Origin of the sequence: Nitratiruptor sp. SB155-2, from assembly GCF_000010325.1 — a bacterium.
Classification (GTDB): Bacteria; Campylobacterota; Campylobacteria; order Campylobacterales; family Nitratiruptoraceae; genus Nitratiruptor.
On the sequence record NC_009662.1, the window covers coordinates 796,781 to 815,086 of the forward strand.

The 18,306-nt window shown below is 40.7% G+C and carries 19 protein-coding genes; 10 read left to right on the forward strand and 9 right to left on the reverse strand.

Features of this window, described 5'->3' with window-relative positions; genetic code table 11:
- Positions 1-2: 2 nt before the first annotated feature.
- From NIS_RS04325 to mobB, 6 genes are read right to left on the reverse strand one after another with little or no spacing between them, the layout of a single operon-like run.
- Positions 3-1,151, reverse strand: a complete 1,149-nt coding sequence (locus NIS_RS04325; protein WP_012082167.1) for a calcium:proton antiporter — start codon at positions 1,149-1,151, stop codon at positions 3-5.
- A gap of 11 nt (positions 1,152-1,162) precedes the next feature.
- Positions 1,163-2,122, reverse strand: coding sequence for a hypothetical protein (locus NIS_RS04330; protein WP_012082168.1), 960 nt, complete (start codon positions 2,120-2,122; stop codon positions 1,163-1,165).
- A complete protein-coding gene (gene metG, locus NIS_RS04335) occupies positions 2,119-4,017 on the reverse strand; it encodes a methionine--tRNA ligase (RefSeq protein WP_012082169.1) in 1,899 nt (632 codons plus the stop codon). Before metG ends, NIS_RS04330 begins: the two co-directional genes overlap by 4 nt.
- Before the next feature lie 9 nt (positions 4,018-4,026).
- Positions 4,027-4,224, reverse strand: a complete 198-nt coding sequence (locus NIS_RS04340; protein WP_012082170.1) for a hypothetical protein — start codon at positions 4,222-4,224, stop codon at positions 4,027-4,029.
- On the reverse strand, positions 4,214-5,053 hold the full coding sequence (locus tag NIS_RS04345; protein ID WP_012082171.1) for a class 1 fructose-bisphosphatase: 840 nt from the start codon (positions 5,051-5,053) through the stop codon (positions 4,214-4,216). The genes NIS_RS04340 and NIS_RS04345 overlap by 11 nt, the downstream gene beginning before the upstream one ends.
- A gap of 1 nt (position 5,054) precedes the next feature.
- Positions 5,055-5,540, reverse strand: coding sequence for a molybdopterin-guanine dinucleotide biosynthesis protein B (mobB, locus tag NIS_RS04350; protein WP_012082172.1), 486 nt, complete (start codon positions 5,538-5,540; stop codon positions 5,055-5,057).
- A 78-nt stretch (positions 5,541-5,618) separates the two neighbouring features.
- Between mobB and NIS_RS04355 the strand changes: the two genes are divergently transcribed.
- Complete coding sequence (locus NIS_RS04355) at positions 5,619-6,113, forward strand: hypothetical protein (protein ID WP_012082173.1); 495 nt, start codon at positions 5,619-5,621, stop codon at positions 6,111-6,113.
- Here the strand turns inward: NIS_RS04355 and NIS_RS04360 are convergent.
- From NIS_RS04360 to gltX, 3 genes are read right to left on the reverse strand one after another with little or no spacing between them, the layout of a single operon-like run.
- Positions 6,052-7,638, reverse strand: coding sequence for a transglycosylase SLT domain-containing protein (locus tag NIS_RS04360; protein WP_012082174.1), 1,587 nt, complete (start codon positions 7,636-7,638; stop codon positions 6,052-6,054). The two genes, NIS_RS04355 and NIS_RS04360, sit on opposite strands and share 62 nt — an antisense overlap.
- The gene (locus NIS_RS04365; RefSeq protein WP_012082175.1) at positions 7,635-7,937 is read right to left on the reverse strand and encodes a YggT family protein; all 303 of its coding nucleotides are present in this window, start codon (positions 7,935-7,937) and stop codon (positions 7,635-7,637) included. The genes NIS_RS04360 and NIS_RS04365 overlap by 4 nt, the downstream gene beginning before the upstream one ends.
- On the reverse strand, positions 7,934-9,229 hold the full coding sequence (gene gltX / locus NIS_RS04370) for a glutamate--tRNA ligase (protein ID WP_012082176.1): 1,296 nt from the start codon (positions 9,227-9,229) through the stop codon (positions 7,934-7,936). The genes NIS_RS04365 and gltX overlap by 4 nt, the downstream gene beginning before the upstream one ends.
- Before the next feature lie 74 nt (positions 9,230-9,303).
- Between gltX and NIS_RS04375 the strand changes: the two genes are divergently transcribed.
- The 9 genes from NIS_RS04375 (at position 9,304) to NIS_RS04415 (ending at position 18,304) form a co-directional block, all read left to right on the forward strand.
- On the forward strand, positions 9,304-10,107 hold the full coding sequence (locus NIS_RS04375) for a phosphatidylserine decarboxylase (RefSeq protein ID WP_012082177.1): 804 nt from the start codon (positions 9,304-9,306) through the stop codon (positions 10,105-10,107).
- Entirely contained in the window at positions 10,107-10,394 is a 288-nt protein-coding gene (locus tag NIS_RS04380; protein WP_012082178.1) for a hypothetical protein, read from the forward strand. Before NIS_RS04375 ends, NIS_RS04380 begins: the two co-directional genes overlap by 1 nt.
- A gap of 108 nt (positions 10,395-10,502) precedes the next feature.
- Positions 10,503-11,642 (forward strand): OprD family outer membrane porin, encoded by a 1,140-nt coding sequence (locus NIS_RS04385; protein ID WP_012082179.1) that lies wholly within the window; start codon positions 10,503-10,505, stop codon positions 11,640-11,642.
- Between the two features lies 1 nt (position 11,643).
- Entirely contained in the window at positions 11,644-11,868 is a 225-nt protein-coding gene (locus NIS_RS04390) for a FeoA family protein (protein WP_012082180.1), read from the forward strand.
- Positions 11,861-13,957: a ferrous iron transport protein B gene (feoB, locus tag NIS_RS04395; RefSeq protein WP_012082181.1), complete on the forward strand. Its 2,097-nt coding sequence runs from the start codon at positions 11,861-11,863 to the stop codon at positions 13,955-13,957. Before NIS_RS04390 ends, feoB begins: the two co-directional genes overlap by 8 nt.
- A gap of 70 nt (positions 13,958-14,027) precedes the next feature.
- On the forward strand, positions 14,028-14,459 hold the full coding sequence (locus NIS_RS04400; protein ID WP_012082182.1) for a CoA-binding protein: 432 nt from the start codon (positions 14,028-14,030) through the stop codon (positions 14,457-14,459).
- A gap of 3 nt (positions 14,460-14,462) precedes the next feature.
- Positions 14,463-15,668 (forward strand): threonine ammonia-lyase, encoded by a 1,206-nt coding sequence (ilvA, locus tag NIS_RS04405; protein WP_012082183.1) that lies wholly within the window; start codon positions 14,463-14,465, stop codon positions 15,666-15,668.
- Positions 15,668-16,570 (forward strand): Ppx/GppA family phosphatase, encoded by a 903-nt coding sequence (locus tag NIS_RS04410; RefSeq protein WP_012082184.1) that lies wholly within the window; start codon positions 15,668-15,670, stop codon positions 16,568-16,570. The genes ilvA and NIS_RS04410 overlap by 1 nt, the downstream gene beginning before the upstream one ends.
- 39 nt (positions 16,571-16,609) lie before the next feature.
- On the forward strand, positions 16,610-18,304 hold the full coding sequence (locus tag NIS_RS04415) for an acetolactate synthase large subunit (protein ID WP_012082185.1): 1,695 nt from the start codon (positions 16,610-16,612) through the stop codon (positions 18,302-18,304).
- Positions 18,305-18,306 lie beyond the last annotated feature (2 nt).

Sequence of the window (18,306 nt, forward strand, 5' to 3'; positions counted from 1 at the left end):
TTTTAATACATAGCTGCAATCACTGCAAAACAGGCAAAAAACATGAGATGGGAAACGCCTTCTATGTAGTTCGTTTCACCGTTGTCCGTCGTTTTCCAAGCCAGTATAACCGTCAACAGCAAAGCGCCGATTTGCAATGCGTTGAAGTTGAGGGTAAAAGGGATACCTTTGATATAGGCTAGACCCATCAGTATCGGTACCGTCAATAGAATGGATACAGTAGATGCACCCATGGCGATATTGACAACTCTTTGTATCTGATCGTTTTTTGCTGCTTTGATAGCGGTAATGAGTTCCGGAGAAACACTGATGATAGCTATGATGAGACCGGCAAGTCCTGCATTGATCCCCAAACTTTGAAAAACGTGGGAAGAGTCGTGGGCAAAGATCTCAGCCATTATACCTACGGCGAATATTAAGGAAAAAATCACAATGAGATTTGCCCAGTTGGGAAGTTTTTCGAAGATATAATCATCTTCATGCTCTTCGTTTTCCTGGATCTTTTTCCTTTTTTTCAGACGTAAAATTCTGCTTCTTGCGGTAGATTTGAAAAAGTGCGAATGGGTCTTAGTCTGAAACACGTAAATGATGATGTAGTAGGTAAAAAGCATTATTGAAATGATGATACTTGCTTTGAGAAGTTTCTGTTCCCCATGTGGCGTGTAGACCAAAAGGCTAGGGACTAAAAGTGCGATGGAAGAGATGAACAGAATCGTCGTATATGTACTGGAAGTGTCTTCATTGTGTTCTTGCTCTGCAAAAGCGAGTCCCCCGATAAAAACGGCAAGCCCAAGTAAAACGTTCATATCCACGATTACGGCTGAGATGATCCCACTTTTGACAGTTTCGAGTGCTCTTGTGCTATTGTCGGCAGTGAGTATCATGAAAAGAAGGATGATCTCCACGGCAACCGCACTAAATGTGAGAACAAAACTGCCGTAGGGTTCTCCTAGCCGTTCCGCTAAAATCTCAGCGACCTCGCTAACGGTAACGGAGAGCGCAACGATGGAAAGAGCGGATACAAAAGCGGAAAGAACGTCATGATGATGTATATGTAAGAAGTAGGCAAGAATACCAAAGAGGATTCCAAATGCAATATCCCAATAATCCTCCACAAAATCCCAAAATTCCGATGAACTGTCACTTTGCAATCAAATACTCCTTAAAAAAGTGTTGCAGCTCGAGGACTGCGATGTAGTCTGTCGATTTCGAATTCTTCGGCTTGAACAAGTGCGATATGATAGAAGCAATTATACAAAATCTTTTTTGCTTCATCAAATGAATTGACATGTTTGCATGGTTCAATGTTTTTTTGGCAAAGGAACAGTTTTGTACTCCATGGAGCTTTTTTTTGTAGATAATCCCAAAAAGCCGATGCGACAGTACAAGAAGTTTCATGTACTATAACACGTTCACTTTTTCCAAACTCCACCTCTTGGAATGTGTGATTAACAAAATAGGGTCTGCATCTTTGAAATTGCTCAGTTTTTGAAAAGTCGACATTGAGAAGGTACTCTGCTGCCACAGAGAGGATGAACTCCAACTCTTTTTGAAAAAACGGAGAGATCCGAACTCTTTCATAAAATCTGTTTTCAAAAATAAAACTGGTCTCAAAAAGATACTCCTGAACAATTTTGAAGTCTTCATTCTTTGCGATTTTGATCATATCCAAAGCAAGTTTTTTGGCTAAATTTTCGGGAAGTAGTACAATTTTGACTTTTTCGTTTTGAATATCTCGTAAAAGTGTACGAAAATTTTTGGTGATGATTGCATCTTTGTCTTGGATGATGATATTTGCAAGTTCAAAGGATATCTCGTCACAGGATAAGAGATCAACGCTTTTTTGTATCATGAAAAAGCGAACAAGTTTGATCATAGTGTCATCCAAATTATCTACTCGTATCCAAGCCGTTTCACTATCGCTTATTTGTATAGGCCCTTCGTGTAAAATGCCGTATGCTCCTTTTTGAATCGCATCATCAACATCTTTCTTTGAAAAGGCTACAAAAAGATCACCTCTTTTTAACTCTTCCAAAGAGGTAGATATCGAGTAGAACTTCGCTATGGAAGGCGAATTGAGAAGTTTTCCACCAGTGAGGCTGAGGATGCTTTGCAGCCTCATTTCACAGGTGTTCCCTCTTTTTTGGGAGCGTTTGGTGCTACAAGAGTCAAACCACTTTCATCTTTTGCGGCCAATATCATTCCTTCGCTTATGTGACCCATAAGTTTTGCCGGTTTGAGATTGGCTACTACACATACCTGTTTCCCTACCAACTCTTGAGGAGTATAGTACTCTTTGATACCTGCAATAATCTGTCTTGGTCTCTCTTCACCAAGATCGACGAGGAGTTTAAGAAGCTTTTTGCTTTTTGGTAGATCTTCAGCTTCAATGATAGTACCTACTTTGATGGAAACTTTGAAAAAGTCCTCTATTGTGATATATTCCTCACTCTTTTGAGGAGCTTTTTCTTTTTTCTCCTCTTTCATCAAAGGCTCTTCGATCTTTGGAAAGAGAGGAGGGATTTTTTGGATAGTGAATGTATCAAGAAGATTGGATTGATGGATAAATGTGTCAAAGCTCGATTGATCAATTGTAAAACCAAGTGCTTCGGCAATCTTTTGAGTCGTTTTTGGCATAACTGGATGCAAAAGAAGCGCCACTTTTGCAAGGATATTGCTGACAAGTGCAACGAGCGCCATCGCTTCATCTGCTTTGCCCTCTTTCATTTTAGCCCATGGAGCATAGGTATCGATCGCTTTATTGGCAATATGGAGCATCTTCCAGATCTCTTCAAGATATCTATTCCATTTCATCTCATCGACAAGCGAATCCAGGTTCGCTATGATGGATTGGATCTCTTGCAACTCTTTTTGGTGGAACTTCTGGACATCTTTACTGTCAACAGTGAAATCGAAATATTTTCCACTCATTCCGATGATTCGATTAAGGAGATTGCCAAGATCGTTTCCTAGATCGTTATTGATTCTGTCAATCAACGCTTTTTGGCTAAAATCTCCATCTTGTCCAAAGGGGACTTCACGAAGTAAAAAATATCGAAAATTCTCAAGCCCATAGGCATCGGCCACTTTTTTAGGGTCGATGACGTTGCCTTTGGACTTGCTCATTTTTTCGCCATTTCTCGTCCACCACCCATGAGTTGCGATGTGATGTGGTTGCGGTAGATCAAGACTCATTAAAAAGGCTGGCCAATACACCGCATGAAAGCGAAGAATATCTTTTCCGACAAGATGGAAATCTGCTGGCCAGTAGTACATCAGTTTCTCATCGCTCCCGTATCCCAGGGCTGTAATATAATTCAAGAGTGCATCAAGCCATACATACATGACATGTTTTGGATCGTTGATCGATTTTGGGAGTTTAATTCCCCAGTCAAAACTGGTACGGGTGATGGAGAGATCCTGCAAGCCACTTTCAACAAAGCGGATCACTTCGTTCTTCTTGTTTTTAGGGAGGACAAAAGCATCGTTGGTTCGATAGAGTTCCAACAGCTTATCTTGATATTTAGAGAGTTTGAAAAAGTAGCTCTCTTCTTTGACGATGCTCGTTTGCTTCCCGCAATCGGGACAAAACTCTTCATCGATAAGCTGTGATTCGGGAAAGAACGCTTCACAGCTGATACAGTAGTGCCCCTCGTATTCACCTTTGTAGATATCACCTTTTTCATACATCTTTTCAAAAGCTTTTTGGACACCTATGATATGTTCTGGGTTTGTCGTTCGTATAAATTTATCGTAACTGATTTCAAACTCATCCCACAACGCTTTGAATTTGGCGCTGATTTCATCGGCATACTCTTGTGGTGTCTTCCCCCTTTTTTTTGCGGCTTCTTCTATCTTTTGTCCATGTTCGTCGGTTCCCGTGAGAAAAAAGGTGTCATATCCGTTGAGACGAAAATATCTTGCCGCGCTATCTGCAATGATCGTCGTATAGGCATGGCCGATATGCGGCACATCATTGACATAATAGATCGGTGTAGTAATATAGCGTTTTTTCATTGACTCTCCTTAAAATTCAAATCCTCCGCCTTTTCCTTTATTCATACTTTCATAGACCGCCTGGACATATCTGTTGCGTATAGTGCAACCGATAATCTCTTTACATGCGAGACAGCTTGAGAGTTTTTTTTCCTTATGGCACTTTTTGAGCTCTTTCATAGCTTCTTGTAAAGCCAATTCGTATCGGTCTAACTCTCTATTTTCCATAAAATTCTCTTACTTTATTGATTTCATATAGCGAACCGAAAAAGCAGGGGGTCGTATCATGGATCTCTTCAGCTTTGAGGTCTAGCAGGCGATTTCCCTCATCATTGATCGCTTCACCGCCAGCCTTTTCATAAACATGTGCGAAAGGGAACACTTCAAATACTTTTCTCAGTTTCCCTCGCGGTTTGTCCTTTGTTCCAGGATAGCTAAAAAGCCCTCCTTTTTTCACTAAAATCTGATGCAGGTCTGGAACCATTCCTCCTGAATATCGGAGGCGATATCCTTGGGAAAAGAGATCTTCTACAAGTGCTTTGTGATGTGGATACCAGTATTGTTGGGTGCCACCTGGAGCATTCAGCTTTCCTTTTTCACCAAGTTGTAGCTCTTCCATGAAAAGAAATTTCCCGTTTTGCAAAATAAATCGTTCCGCTTTGATTGTGGATATAACCATCTCCACCCTTGGACCATATACAACGTATACGGCTGCTTTCAAACTGTTTCCATGAAAATCGTTTTCATAGATTCCAAAAATTGATCCTACACTCAGGTTGACATCCACAAGACTGCTGCCGTCGAGGGGGTCGTACCCTACGAGATATTTTCCGCGTTCATTGATAGTTATAGGTTCGCTTTTTTCTTCACTTGCAAGTACCCGAACCGAACTTGTCTTGCTCAGCTCCTCTTCAATGATAAGATCGCTTTGGACATCCAGTTTGAGCTGTTGGTCACCGGACTCGTTTGCACTGTCACTATATCCGAAGTCTGTTGTTTGGATCGTTTTGGCGATCCGTTTTGCACTCTCTTTTATCGCTTCGATGATTTCTGTCATACTATACCTCTTGTGCGTTTTTAAAAATCCACTGTATGATCTGATCTGTATCATTGAGATCCAAAATATCCAAATGTTCAGGGACTTGGGATTTGTCAATGGTATGGTCTATTGCAACCGCTTTAATAAAGCCGAAATAGGATGGATCGAGCTCTCCCCGAAAAACACCTATTCTAGGAAGGGGGAGATATTTGAGTCCTTCCACAAGTAAAATATCGAAGTCATGAATCATATCTATGATTTCATCGATACTTTTTCGTCTGTGGGAAAAGTAGGTTGTTCTCGTTGGAGATGTTACCACGACCTCTGCACCAGTTTGAAAAAAACGGTAGCTATCTTTACCTTCTGTATCGAACTGCGCTTTGTCCTTTGGATCGTTTTTGACAATGGCCACTTTATATGTATTGATCAGCTTTTGTGCCACTTTTTCTATTATGGTTGTTTTACCGCTATTGGAAGGACCTGTAAAGGCGACTGCTACCCTCAATACACTACCTTTTTTTGTTGATATTTTATCCAATGAAAAGTTAAGCTAAGATATAATTGAAAGAAAAAAGAGGTTTTCATGAAAATCAAAAAGCTGATTTTTGGATTTGTAGTTATGCTATCATTTATTGGCTGTGGTAATACACTGCCTTCTATCATCTCAAAAGATACACAATATACCGAAGCATTACGATATACGAAAAAAACGACTTTTGATATTTCATTGGAAGAGAAAGCTCTTTTTATCGCAACATATCTCAATCCTTTGGAGAAAAAAGGAGATGGAGAATATTTCTTTGTCCGTACATTCATAGACAACGATTTTGAAGAGGCTGAGAAAGCTGGACTACACCATCCGGGAGTCAAGATAACCCTTAACGGGAAACCCCCTGTACAGATACGAGAATTGAAAAAAGAGGATATTTTAGTAAAACAGATGCCTTTCACTCAGCAGTGGTATAGGTATTATTTGGTTCGTTTCCCAAAACAGAAACAGAGCCAACTGAAATTTACTATCTCTTTTGATGATTACGGACAAAAAGTGCTGCTTTTTTTAAAGCCGATAGAACAGTAGTCGGTTTGTGCAGCAAATATCGATAGACGTAGTAGTTCGCTAATACTTTTTTCCCATACTCTTTGGTCTCTTCATAACTCACTAGTTCCATTGCCAGCATTGCGTCATATTTTCGAAAAAGTGGAAATATCTTTCTTTTTGTGTATCCATATCCTCCATTGTAAGCATATGCAATGAGTAATGGATTCCTCTCGAGCCATCTTTGCAAGTAGCGAATATGGTCAAGTGCGAAAGGCACGGCAACTTTTTCATCAAACATCATATCAAGGTCGAAATTTTTTATCTGCAGTTTTTTGGCTGTTGCCTTCGCCAAAAAAGGCATAAACTGCAACGGCCCCAAAGCAAAAGACCTGGAGACGCTTCCTGGATAGAATTTGCTTTCTTGTTTTGCGAGAGCATAGAGCAGTGCTTTCGTATTTGTGTCTGTGTTTTGCAAAAGATCTTCATAGGGCATCACGAAAGGATGGATTTTATAGTGCCTCTCCTTTTCGATAATATTTGCATATATGAAATCGGTATTGTCGCATTGAAACATCTTTTTCAATTTTGTGAGATTGCCTTCTTTTAATCTTTTGTCTACTTGCAATCCGACAAAAGGATCGCTTGTATTTATGTCGCATGTCGTTCCGAATTTTTTGACGGTACAAAAATCTCTGTACAACTTGTGAGTTGTCTCATATGTAAGAATAGTATAGATATTCAGATCCCAGGAGTTGAGTAGATGATCCAGGTAGGTTCTTTTTTTTGTGATCCTATAGAGCCAATAGGCCGCTCTATCCTTATGAGATTGATAGTAGGCCATATTCAGAGCCTTTTGCAGGTAAGGAATTGCAAAAGAGTTCCGATGATATTTGAGTGCGATGAGCGCTACTTTGAAACTGTCAGAAGCGTTGAGATATTTTGGGGAAAGTTTTAATAGGGAGAGTTCGATATTTTTAAGATCATCTGTAAGAGCCAAACGAATAAATGTTGAAAATTCTTTTTCCAAGGAGAGCTTTTGTAAAAAAATTTTTGGAAGCCAGAAATTGAAATGCTCTTTTCTGTAGCGTGAACCGCAACGATTGAACAGCCAAAGATATTTTCTTGGTTCTTTCATTGAAAGGGCTACAGGGTGTTTTGAGAGTAAAAATCGATACTCTTTTTCTATTTTGGGAAACTTTTTCAATTTTTTGTAAAGCTCTCTTTGTTCATCGCTGGGTAGTTGCAAAAATTTATAGGGTGAGATAGAGGCTGCAATACAGGAGGATTCTTGTTTACAAAGCTTTTTTGCATCCATGGCTAGACACTGTGCAATTCGTTCAATGTGAGGATTCTTGATCTTTTTTGCATACCGGAAAAAGATCTTTCTATTGACAAAACTGGCTTGCTCCAAAGCTTTTTGCGCATCCAAGGCAGTTACATTTTGATCAAGAAAGCGCCAGATATAGTAATCTTTCGGAATGGATCGGGGCTTGGAAACGAGATAGTCTAGTGTGATCTCCTTGGAAAAAAGCAAACAAGGCAAGAAAAAGAGAAGCTTTTTCAAGCCCCAAGCCTCATAGAAATCTGCATAAGCAGTCGTACGAAAAAGAGATCGATAAACTGTAGTGCTATGATAACGATAAGCGGAGCCAGATCGATACCACCTATGACAGTAGGGATATACCGTCTGATCCATGCATAGACTGGTTCGGTGAGTCTATAGAGTGTCTGTACGATTGGGTTGTATGGATCGGGACGAACCCAGCTGATGAGTGCAGCAATGATAACAACCCAGATATAGATGTTGATCACCATATGCAATATTTGAGCCAAAGCCTGTAACAGTGTTCCTATTACGATCATTGTATCACCTCTTTTATACGGTTTTTTATTGCCGGATAGAGTTCGGAAAGCTCCGGACCATGCTCCGAGCCTGTAAGGAGTATACGCAAAGGTTTGAAAAACTTCTTCCCTTTGAGGCCACTCTTTTGCATAAGCTCTTTTTTGAATTCGTCAAAACTTTCAGGTAGTTCCATGGATTTTAGGAGGTTTCGCAATGTTTCGATCTCCTCCCGGAATGTTTCGTTTTCTCTTTTTCCGTGTAAAACCAAATCGATTTTAGTGTTGAGCTCTTTTAATGTGCTAGCCTCTTCTAGATAGATTTTCGCCAAAGCTCCAAGACCCTCATCAACTCCAAGCGCTTTTTCAAGCTCTTCTTCACTCATCATCTGGAGATGTGCTCTGTTGATAAATCGGAGTTTCTCGATATCAAATTTCGCCGGTGCTTTTGAGATATTTTTCAGATCGAACCATGCAATCGCTTCATCCAACGTAAAGATCTCTTTTGGTGTTTTGTTCCCGAGTAAAATGAGGTAGTTTGCAATCGCTTCAGGTAAAAATCCCTCTTCCAAAAGCCATTTGACACTGGATGCTTTGTCTCGTTTGCTCATCTTCTTTCCCTCTTCATTGAGGATGATGGGCAGATGGGCGTATTCTATTTTTTTATCGTATCCAAGCAGATTTCGTATATGGATCTGCTTTGGCGTATTGCTTACATGATCTTCACCTCGGATGACGAGGGTGATATCATACAGCATATCGTCTACAGCGCAAGCAAAATTGTATGTAGGTCTTGCATCTGCTCGTAAAATGACAAAGCTATCCACTTCATTTGGTTCGAAAGCCAAATGCCCTTTGATAATATCATCGAACTCTATCGTACCGGTAGGTTTTTTGATACGCACAACAAATGGTTCACCTCTTTGACTCGCTTCATCCAATGTGATATTTTCGCATTTTCCACTGTATCTATAGGCTCTTTTTTCCTTTTTTGCCTGCTCTCTCTCTTTTTCAAGCTCTTGTGGAGTACAAAAGCAGGCAAAGGCTTTGCCCTCGTTGAGCAGTTTATATGCAAAATTTTGATGAAAAGAGAAGTTTTTGCTTTGATAAACCACATCGTCGTACTGAAGTCCGAAAGTATCAAGTATTTGCAAAATCTCTTGATCTTTTCCTTCGATATTTCTTTCGATATCGGTATCTTCGATACGTATCAAAAATCGTTCATTGCGTTTTTTCGCTTCGATATAGTTAAAAATGGCAACACGAAGATTGCCTATATGCATATCTCCTGTAGGGCTTGGAGCAAAGCGTATCATACTACTCCTTACGTAGGTAAATTTTGCCAAAGTATATACGAATTTTGTTAAAATTCCAAATAAAAAGGGCCACATTGAAAAAGAGGGTCGTTACGAACATTGTATCACGGGGTTTTGGTAAATTTGCCAGCCACAAATTCCACCCGGTCATCCAAAAATATATCAATCGTGCCTATGTGCGTTTTCTTCGCCTTGATATGAGGGAGTTCCGGTCTCCAGAGTCGTATGAAAGTCTCAATGCTCTATTTACGAGAAAACTTGAAAATAAAAGATCCATCCAAAATGGTGTTATCTCTCCTACGGATTCACTCATTACCGAATGTGGTAGGCTCGAAAAAGACAAAGCGTTACAAATAAAAGGTATGAGTTATAGTGTCAAAGAGCTTTTGCAGGAGTGCGATACCACAAAAATATTGGATGGCAACTATATCAATCTCTATCTTTCACCACGGGATTATCATAGATACCATATGCCTTATGATTTACAGATAAAAAGAGTTGTGCACATACCGGGGAAACTGTACCCTGTCAATCTTCGATATCTTCGAAAAAAAATCGATCTTTTTATTGAAAATGAGCGTGTTGTTTTGGAGTGCTATACAAGAAGCGATATACAAATCTTTATTGTTTTGGTGGGCGCTTTGAATGTTGGCAAGATGACTCTCACCTTTGAAAAAAGAGTCGAAACAAACAAACCAAGGGAGATACAGATATTTGAGTATGAAGACCTGTGGCTAAAAAAAGGGGAGCTGCTTGGCTATTTTAAAATGGGCTCAACCGTTTTGCTCTTTTTTCAAAAAGAAAGAAGTGAGCTTTTGGTACAATCGGGAGAGTATGTACGGTTTGGTCAACAAATAGCAAAATTAAAGGAAAAGTGATGGAAAATGTGAACCCAGAAGATGTTTTGATTGTGGAAGCGGAGATTGTACCTGATGGGATGGGAGGATGGATGATACGTTGTCTCAATACCGAGACCAACGAGGAACGCTACTGTAAAACGATAGAAGAGTACAGCGCTTTTTTGAACGAGTGTGTCTATACAACTTCCAAAGAGAATTTCCAAGCAATATGGCTGGAGTCTCCAAAAGCGACACCTGCAATGATTGCGGATGTTCGTAAAAAACTGATGGATTTTTACAAAGAGATGGAAAATAGAGTGGTGTAAGCTATTCAGCCACCATTCGGTAATCATGAAAATGATTATCAAAATTAAGTGTAGTTTAAGGTCCGTTCTTTTATCATTGCATTGTTCAAATAGATAAAGGACGACCGAATGAAAAAGTTTTTTGCGTCTATCTTGTTTATCGCTTCTTTGTATGCAGATGTCTCACTGAGAGAGAAATTGGGTGAGCACTCTCCTTTTGATCATATCAATGGAGAGGTTCGTGCAGGCTATATAGACGCTACGGGATTTGATCCGACTTTTGCGATTGGCGGCCATCTTCACTTGGATACGAAATATTACAACGGATTTCGTGCGGGGTTGGCCGTTTATACATTGCAAGATTTGGGTTTGAACGGTAATAATCCAAATAGTGAATTTTTCGGCTCTTCACAAAAGCAGTTCACATTTCTCTCGCAAGCTTATATCAACTATAGATACCGAAACTTTTCTCTTTGTTATGGAAGATTTTCACTGGATACACCCCATATGGATAGTGATGACATACGCATGGTGCCAAACTATTTTGAAGGTTTCAAAGGAGAGTGGAAAAAGGATGCATTCAAAATTCAAGCTGGCTATATTACGAAAATGGCTGGTTGGGAAAATGGAGGAAAAATCGAAAATTTCGAGCCACTTTCTCAGGTTATAGGCCTTGCAAACGATAAAGATATGGCTTTTATTGGCTTTTCGCTATCAACTGATACATATTATGCGGATATATGGACATATCATATGCAAGATATAGCGTCTATCGTCTATAGTGAAATAGGAACGGAGTTTGCCATAGATAAAATACAATACCATCTTGCTATACAATGGGATAGAGCCTGGGATAGTGCAGATGCTTTGGTCGGTCCGATTGATTCTTCTACTCTTGGGTTCCTTGTTGATGTGGGTTGGAAGGAGTGGACTTTACATGGTGCCTATAATAAAGAGTTGGGAACAACTGCTTCAATGTGGAGTTTTGGAGGAGGGCCATTTTTTACGTCGATGGAATTTATGACGATCGATGCATTGACAGGGGCACATCCTGATAGTTATATGACAGGCATCTCTTATACAACGGAAAATGTAGATATAGGGATTATGCATGCAAATTTTGAAGACAATATTGATGATATTGAGGAAAACGACATATATTGTATCTGGCAGCTGCCTTATGAAATCGAGTGTGAAGCAGTGGCTGCTTTCATAAACGATACAGATAACAATACAATATTTCGATTACGCATACGGAAAGGTTTTTAAAATGAAATTGACTGATATGAAAATATCTCAAGAAGGCATTATCAAAAAAGTAACGGCACAGGAGCCTATACGAGGACGTCTCTTTGCCATGGGTATCACAAAGGGCAATCGTATAAAACTTCTTGACCATACACTGAAAAAACAGACATGGGAAGTAGAAGTTGAAGGTACAAGAGTAGCTTTGAGAGACGAAGAAGCAAAAGCTATAGAGGTGGAAAATGAATAAAATACGCGCAATTATGGTTGGTCAACCTAACGTTGGTAAATCTTCTATAATCAATGCCATATCCAATGCCAGATTGCATGTAGGAAATTTTGCAGGCGTGACGGTGGAAAAGAAAGAGGTTTTGATCAAAAAAGATGATTACGAGATTGATATCGTCGATCTGCCGGGAATCTATTCATTGCATGCCTACACTCCAGAAGAGCATGTTACGAAAAAATATCTTTTAAACGAATCATATGATGTGATTGTCAATGTTGTCGATGCAAACGTGTTGCAAAGAAACCTTGTTTTTACGCTGCAGCTTCTGGATATGCGTAAAAAAACTATCCTTGTTGTCAATATGATCGATGAGGTTGAAGAGAAGGGTGGCTCTATCGATGCGGATAAACTTTCCAAACTTCTTGGCATACCAGTCATTCTGACCAGTGCCAAACAAAAAAGAGGTGTTGAATCTATTTCGCAAAAGATCATAGAAGTTTTTGAATCCAATCGATGCGATTGCAAGATCTATTACAATGAAAAAATTGAAGAAGAGATTGAAAAACTCTCTAAAATATTGCTCAAATCTCCTCATTGTCAAACCCCGGATTTAGCGAGATTTTATACGATCAGACTCTTGGAAAAAGATGAAGATATTTACAAGATCATTCATGATCTTCCTATTTTTTTAGAACTGCATGAAGCGCTTGGTGAGTCGATGAGGCGGTTGGAAATAGAGTTTGATGTAGATGATGTACGCGACCTTTTTGCTCAGGAAAGGAACTCTTTGGCAAAAAGTATTGTCATGCAGGTAATGCAGTTTCCGCAAAAAGAGACGCTTACAGATAAAATCGACAAACTCTTGATCCATCCCGTTTTTGGATTGCCAATATTTCTCTTTTTCATGTGGGCACTTTTTCAGCTCACCTTTGAGATCGGCTCCATACCGATCGACTACATTGATCAAACAGTGACCAATTTTGCAGACTGGCTCAAGGGAATTTTACCGCCGGGGGATCTCAATTCCGTTATTACCGACGGTGTTATTCCAGCAGTTGGTGCGATTATTATGTTTTTGCCAAATATCTTGATTCTGTTTTTAGGGATCAATCTGCTTGAACAGACAGGTTACATGTCAAGGGCTGCCTTTTTGCTTGATGGATTTTTGAAAAAGTTTGGATTGCAAGGGAAAGCTTTTATACCGCTAGTCAGTGGTTTTGGATGTAGTGTTCCAGCTTATATGGCAGCTAGGACATTAAAAAATCCAAAAGATAGACTCATAACGATGCTTATCATTGGATTTATGAATTGTAGTGCAAGATTGCCTGTTTATGTGCTTTTCATCGCTGCATTTTTCCCGACCCACAGTGCTGGAAATGTGCTTTTTACCATCTACATTTTAGGTGCAATTTTTGGTCTCATTGTTGCAAAGATTTTACGTACACTCCTGTTTAAAGGAGAGCCTGAACCTTTCGTTATGGAGATGCCTCCTTATAGATTCCCATCACTGAAAGCTTTGGCAATGGAGCTTTGGATCAAAACGAAACTTTTTGTGAAAAAAGCGGGAACTTTTATTGCCGGAACTGCAATGATCATCTGGTTTTTAAGCAGTTATCCAGTAGATCAGCATTTGGTACAGACCTATGAACAGAAGATCGAACAAGCACAAAGTGAACAAGAAAAGGCTACATTGCAGAACGAACTCGCTTCAAAGAGTTTGGAAAATAGCTATCTAGGACAGTTTGGCAAGGCGATTGAACCTATATTCGCACCACTTGGATTTGATTGGAGACTCAGTGTTGCGACAATTAGTGGTTTGGCAGCCAAAGAGGTTGTGGTTTCGACACTCGCGACACTCTATGCGGTAGGTGAAGCAGATGAAAACAATACGACCTTCATCCAAAAACTGAGAGAAAACATCGATTTCAAAGCCGCTGTCGCATTGATTGTAATTATTATGATGTACAGCCCTTGTGTAGCGGCCATGAGTACATTTTATGCTGAAGTGCCCCAATGGGCATGGAGAACGTTTTATACTATCTACCCAAATGTTTTGGCTTGGATAATGGCCTTTTTGACATACAATCTTTTATCCTTTATGGGCATGTAATTACTACTGATCCTATTCGATCCTAAGGTAAAGTTTGGTAAAATCGGGCAACTTTACCGAAAGGATCGCCATGGATTGTGAATTTCCTTCCATCAATTCCAATACTCAAGAGATAAAACAGATTTTTGAAGAGGTCCGAACTATAGCGATTGTCGGACTCTCACCAAATCCCGAAAAAGATAGTCACAAAGTGGCAAAATATCTTCAAAGTGTTGGATACAAAATCGTTCCTATCTATCCGAAAGAGGAGACGATTCTTGGAGAGAAGGTATATCGTTCTTTACAAGATGTTCCTTTTGCAATCGATATGATCGATGTTTTTAGAAAACCAGCCGCAGTTACTCCTATCGTCGATGCAGCACTTCAAAGAGGTGATGTGAAAGTGGTATGGCTGCAAAAGGGGATAGTGAACAATGAAGCAGCCCAGAAGGCGAAAGAGGCTGGGTTGAAAGTGGTACAAAACAGATGTACCATGGTCGATCATAGAGCAATTTTTGGATAAGCGATGATTGAACTTAAAAAAATAGAAGAGGCAAGAAAACGGATAGAGCCTGTCATCAGCCGTACTCCGTATGCATACGCTCCGATACTGAGCAAGCGAAGTGGAAAAAATGTCTATCTGAAAAAAGAGAATCTACAGGTTACGGGAGCTTTCAAACTCAGAGGTGCATTCAATAAAATTGCCTCATTAGAGAATAAAGAGATAGGTGTAGTGGCGGCAAGTGCAGGCAACCATGCGCAAGGCGTTGCCTTTAGTGCGAACTACTTCAATATTCCAGCAACAATTGTTATGCCGGAAAACACTCCCCTAACAAAAGTGAATGGTGTCAAGGCCTATGGTGCCCAAGTTATTTTACGAGGTTCCAATTATGACGAGGCATATCTTTTTGCAGTAGAATATGCAAAACAAAAAGAAAAGATCTTTGTCCATCCATTTGCCGATTATGAAGTGATGGCCGGGCAGGGGACGATTGCATTGGAGATTTTAGAGGAGGCCCACAAGCTCGATGCTATTGTTGTGCCCATAGGCGGAGGTGGCTTGATTGCGGGTATTGCAAGTGCGGTTAAACAGATCAATCCTTCCATTCAGATTATCGGTGTCACAGCTGCTGGAGCTCCAGCAATGCGAACTTCCTACCAGCTTGGAAAGCCTGTCGATTCTACGGAGGTAAAAACGATAGCAGACGGCATTGCGGTCCGAGACACATCAAAAATGACCCTCGATATCATTTTGGAAACAGTCGACGATGTCGTCGAAGTAGACGATGAAGAGATAGCCGATGCTATTTTACTGCTCTTGGAAAAACAGAAACTTCTTGTCGAGGGTGCCGGAGCTGTGGGAGTGGCTGCACTGTTGTACGACAAGGTGGATTTACCGGAAGGTGCAAATGTTGCGGTGCTTTTGAGTGGAGGCAATATTGATGTAACGATGCTCAATGTCATTATAGAAAAAGGTTTGATCAAATCCTATAGAAAAATGAAGCTCATTGTTACGCTCGTTGATAAACCTGGATCTTTGATGAAGCTCACTGAATTACTGGCAAAAGCCAATGCAAATATTGTTCAGATCGGGTATGACAGGACCTCTGCAAAGCTCGCTTTTGGTGATGCGAATGTCTCCATAGGCTTGGAAACAAAAGGAAAAGAGCATCAAGAAGAGATTCGTTCACTACTTACTGAGCATGGATACCGTTTTTATGAGGAGCGATAATGGCCGTTGGAATTGATATAGGCTCCAACTCTTTACGAATGATCCAGATAGATTGTGCTACATTAAGGAAAATAGATTCTTTTGAAAGGGTTGTTCGTACAGCGGAAGAGTTGGAATCAACAGGTCTTATCTCTGAAGCTGCACAGCGAAGAATCATAGAGGCTCTTCTAGAAATTAAAGAAACAATTGGAAATGATAGTTATAAAGCAGTGGCAACTGCAGCATTCCGAAAAGCGAAAAATGCACAAGAGGTTTGTAAAAAGATTTTTGTTCAAACAGGTATCGAGGTAGAAATTATCGATGCTTCCCAAGAATCGCTCTACAGTGTCAAAGGGGTAGAGTACGGGTTGCAGCTTCGAAAAATCCCTTCCCAGAAATTTTTAATGGTCGATATTGGAGGCGGTTCCACTGAAATCATTTTAAAAAACAAAAGGGATCTCATTTTTGAAAGCTTTGGTATAGGGATTTTGACTACAATACAAAAATATCACACCAAAGAGGAGATTCTTTTTGGTATCAAAAAAAAGATGCAAGAAGTCAAACTCTTTTTGCACGATGTATTCGAGCATTTTGGGAAGCCAAAGATCTTTGTAGGCACCGGCGGCACGCCAACGACTGTCGCAGCATTGAAAGCGGGAATGAATTACGAGACATTCGATGCCGAGAAGATAAGTGGAAGTGCCATAGAAATCAAAGATATCGAAGAGGCCTATAAGCGTTTGATCAAGCTCCCTCCAAAAGAGCGAGCAAAACTGGTTGGAACTGGGAGGGAAGATGCGATCATTGCAGGGCTTGTGATATTGGAAGAGATTATGAAACAAGTTGGATTGCGGTCTATGATCGTAAGTGACGAAGGGGTTCGCGAAGGCGTGGCCCTTTGGCTTTGTGAAATGAAACGATAATTGGATACAATAACAAAAAATATGAGCTTAGGAGATACAATGGCGAAGATGACCGGCGCTCAGATGGTTGTAGAAGCAATGCGAGAAGAGGGAGTCGAAGTAGTTTTTGGCTACCCTGGCGGCGCCATAATGAATGTGTATGACGAAATTTACAAACACAGATATTTTCAACATATTCTTACAAGGCATGAACAGGCTGCAGTTCATGCGGCAGATGGGTACGCAAGAGCGACCGGGAAAGTCGGGGTTGCTTTTGTGACGAGTGGACCGGGATTTACCAATGCTGTAACGGGTTTGGCGACAGCTTATATGGACTCTATCCCAATGGTCGTGGTAAGTGGTCAGGTACCCCTTAGCATGATAGGAACGGATGCTTTTCAAGAAATTGATGCAGTAGGTATCAGCAGACCTTGTACGAAACATAACTTCCTTGTCAAAAGTGCCGAAGAGTTGCCAGAGATTTTAGCTGAGGCATTCTATATCGCCCGATCCGGTCGACCAGGGCCAGTACATGTGGATATACCAAAAGATGTGACTGCGCAGGTAGCGGAATTTAATTATCCAAAAGAGGTGAAATTAGAAACATACAAACCTACGATTAAGGGGAATGCTAGGCAGATAAAGAAAGCGGTCGAGGCGATAGCGAATGCCAAAAAGCCGGTCTTCTATCTTGGTGGAGGGATCATCCATTCAAATAGCGCTGAGCTTGTGCGAGATCTAGTAGCTGCCACTCAGATTCCAGCAGTTGAGACATTGATGGCACGAGGGACTCTTCGATATGATGACCCTATGCTTTTAGGGATGGTCGGCATGCATGGCACCTATGCAGCCAACATGGCGATGAGTGAGGCTGATCTGCTCATAGCTCTTGGACCGAGATTTGATGACAGGGTGACAGGAAAGCTTTCTGAATTTGCAAAATATGCGAAAATCATCCATGTCGATATCGATCCTAGCAGTATCGGAAAACTTGTGCATGTGGATTATCCTATCGTAGGGGATCTCAAAGCGGTTTTACAAGAGCTTGTGCCACAAGCGAAGGAGAAAGTGGATCCAAGCAGGTATGAGGCATGGCGAGAGATCCTAAACCGATATAACGAGCTCCATCCACTTACCTATGAAGATAGTGATGAAGTGTTGAAGCCAGAGTGGGTCATCCAAAGAGTTGGAGAGAAGCTCAAAGGCAAAGCGAGAATCTCCACTGATGTTGGTCAGCATCAGATGTGGGCTGCGCAGTACTATCCGTTTACAAGACCAAGAGAGTTTATTACAAGCGGGGGCCTTGGAACGATGGGGTTTGGATTTCCTGCGGCCATGGGAGTAAAACGGGGAGTGCCTGATGAGATCAGTATCAATATCAGTGGAGATGGATCGATTTTGATGAATATTCAAGAGCTCATGACTGCCGTAGAGTATCGACTTCCCGTCATCAATATCATTTTAAACAACAACTATCTTGGCATGGTGCGCCAATGGCAAACATTTTTTTACGATAAACGCTATGCCGAAACGGATCTGTCGATGCAGCCAGATTTCGTAAGACTTGCTGAGAGCTTTGGCGGTGTTGGATATCGAGTGAAGACGAAAGAGGAGTTTGATAAAGCTTTGGATGATGCGATCAGCAAAGGCGTCGTCGCTCTTATTGATGTTGTCATCGACCGATATGAAAACGTTCTTCCAATGGTTCCTGCTGGTGGAAGTCTTTACAATATGCTTTTGGAATATAAGGATTGATC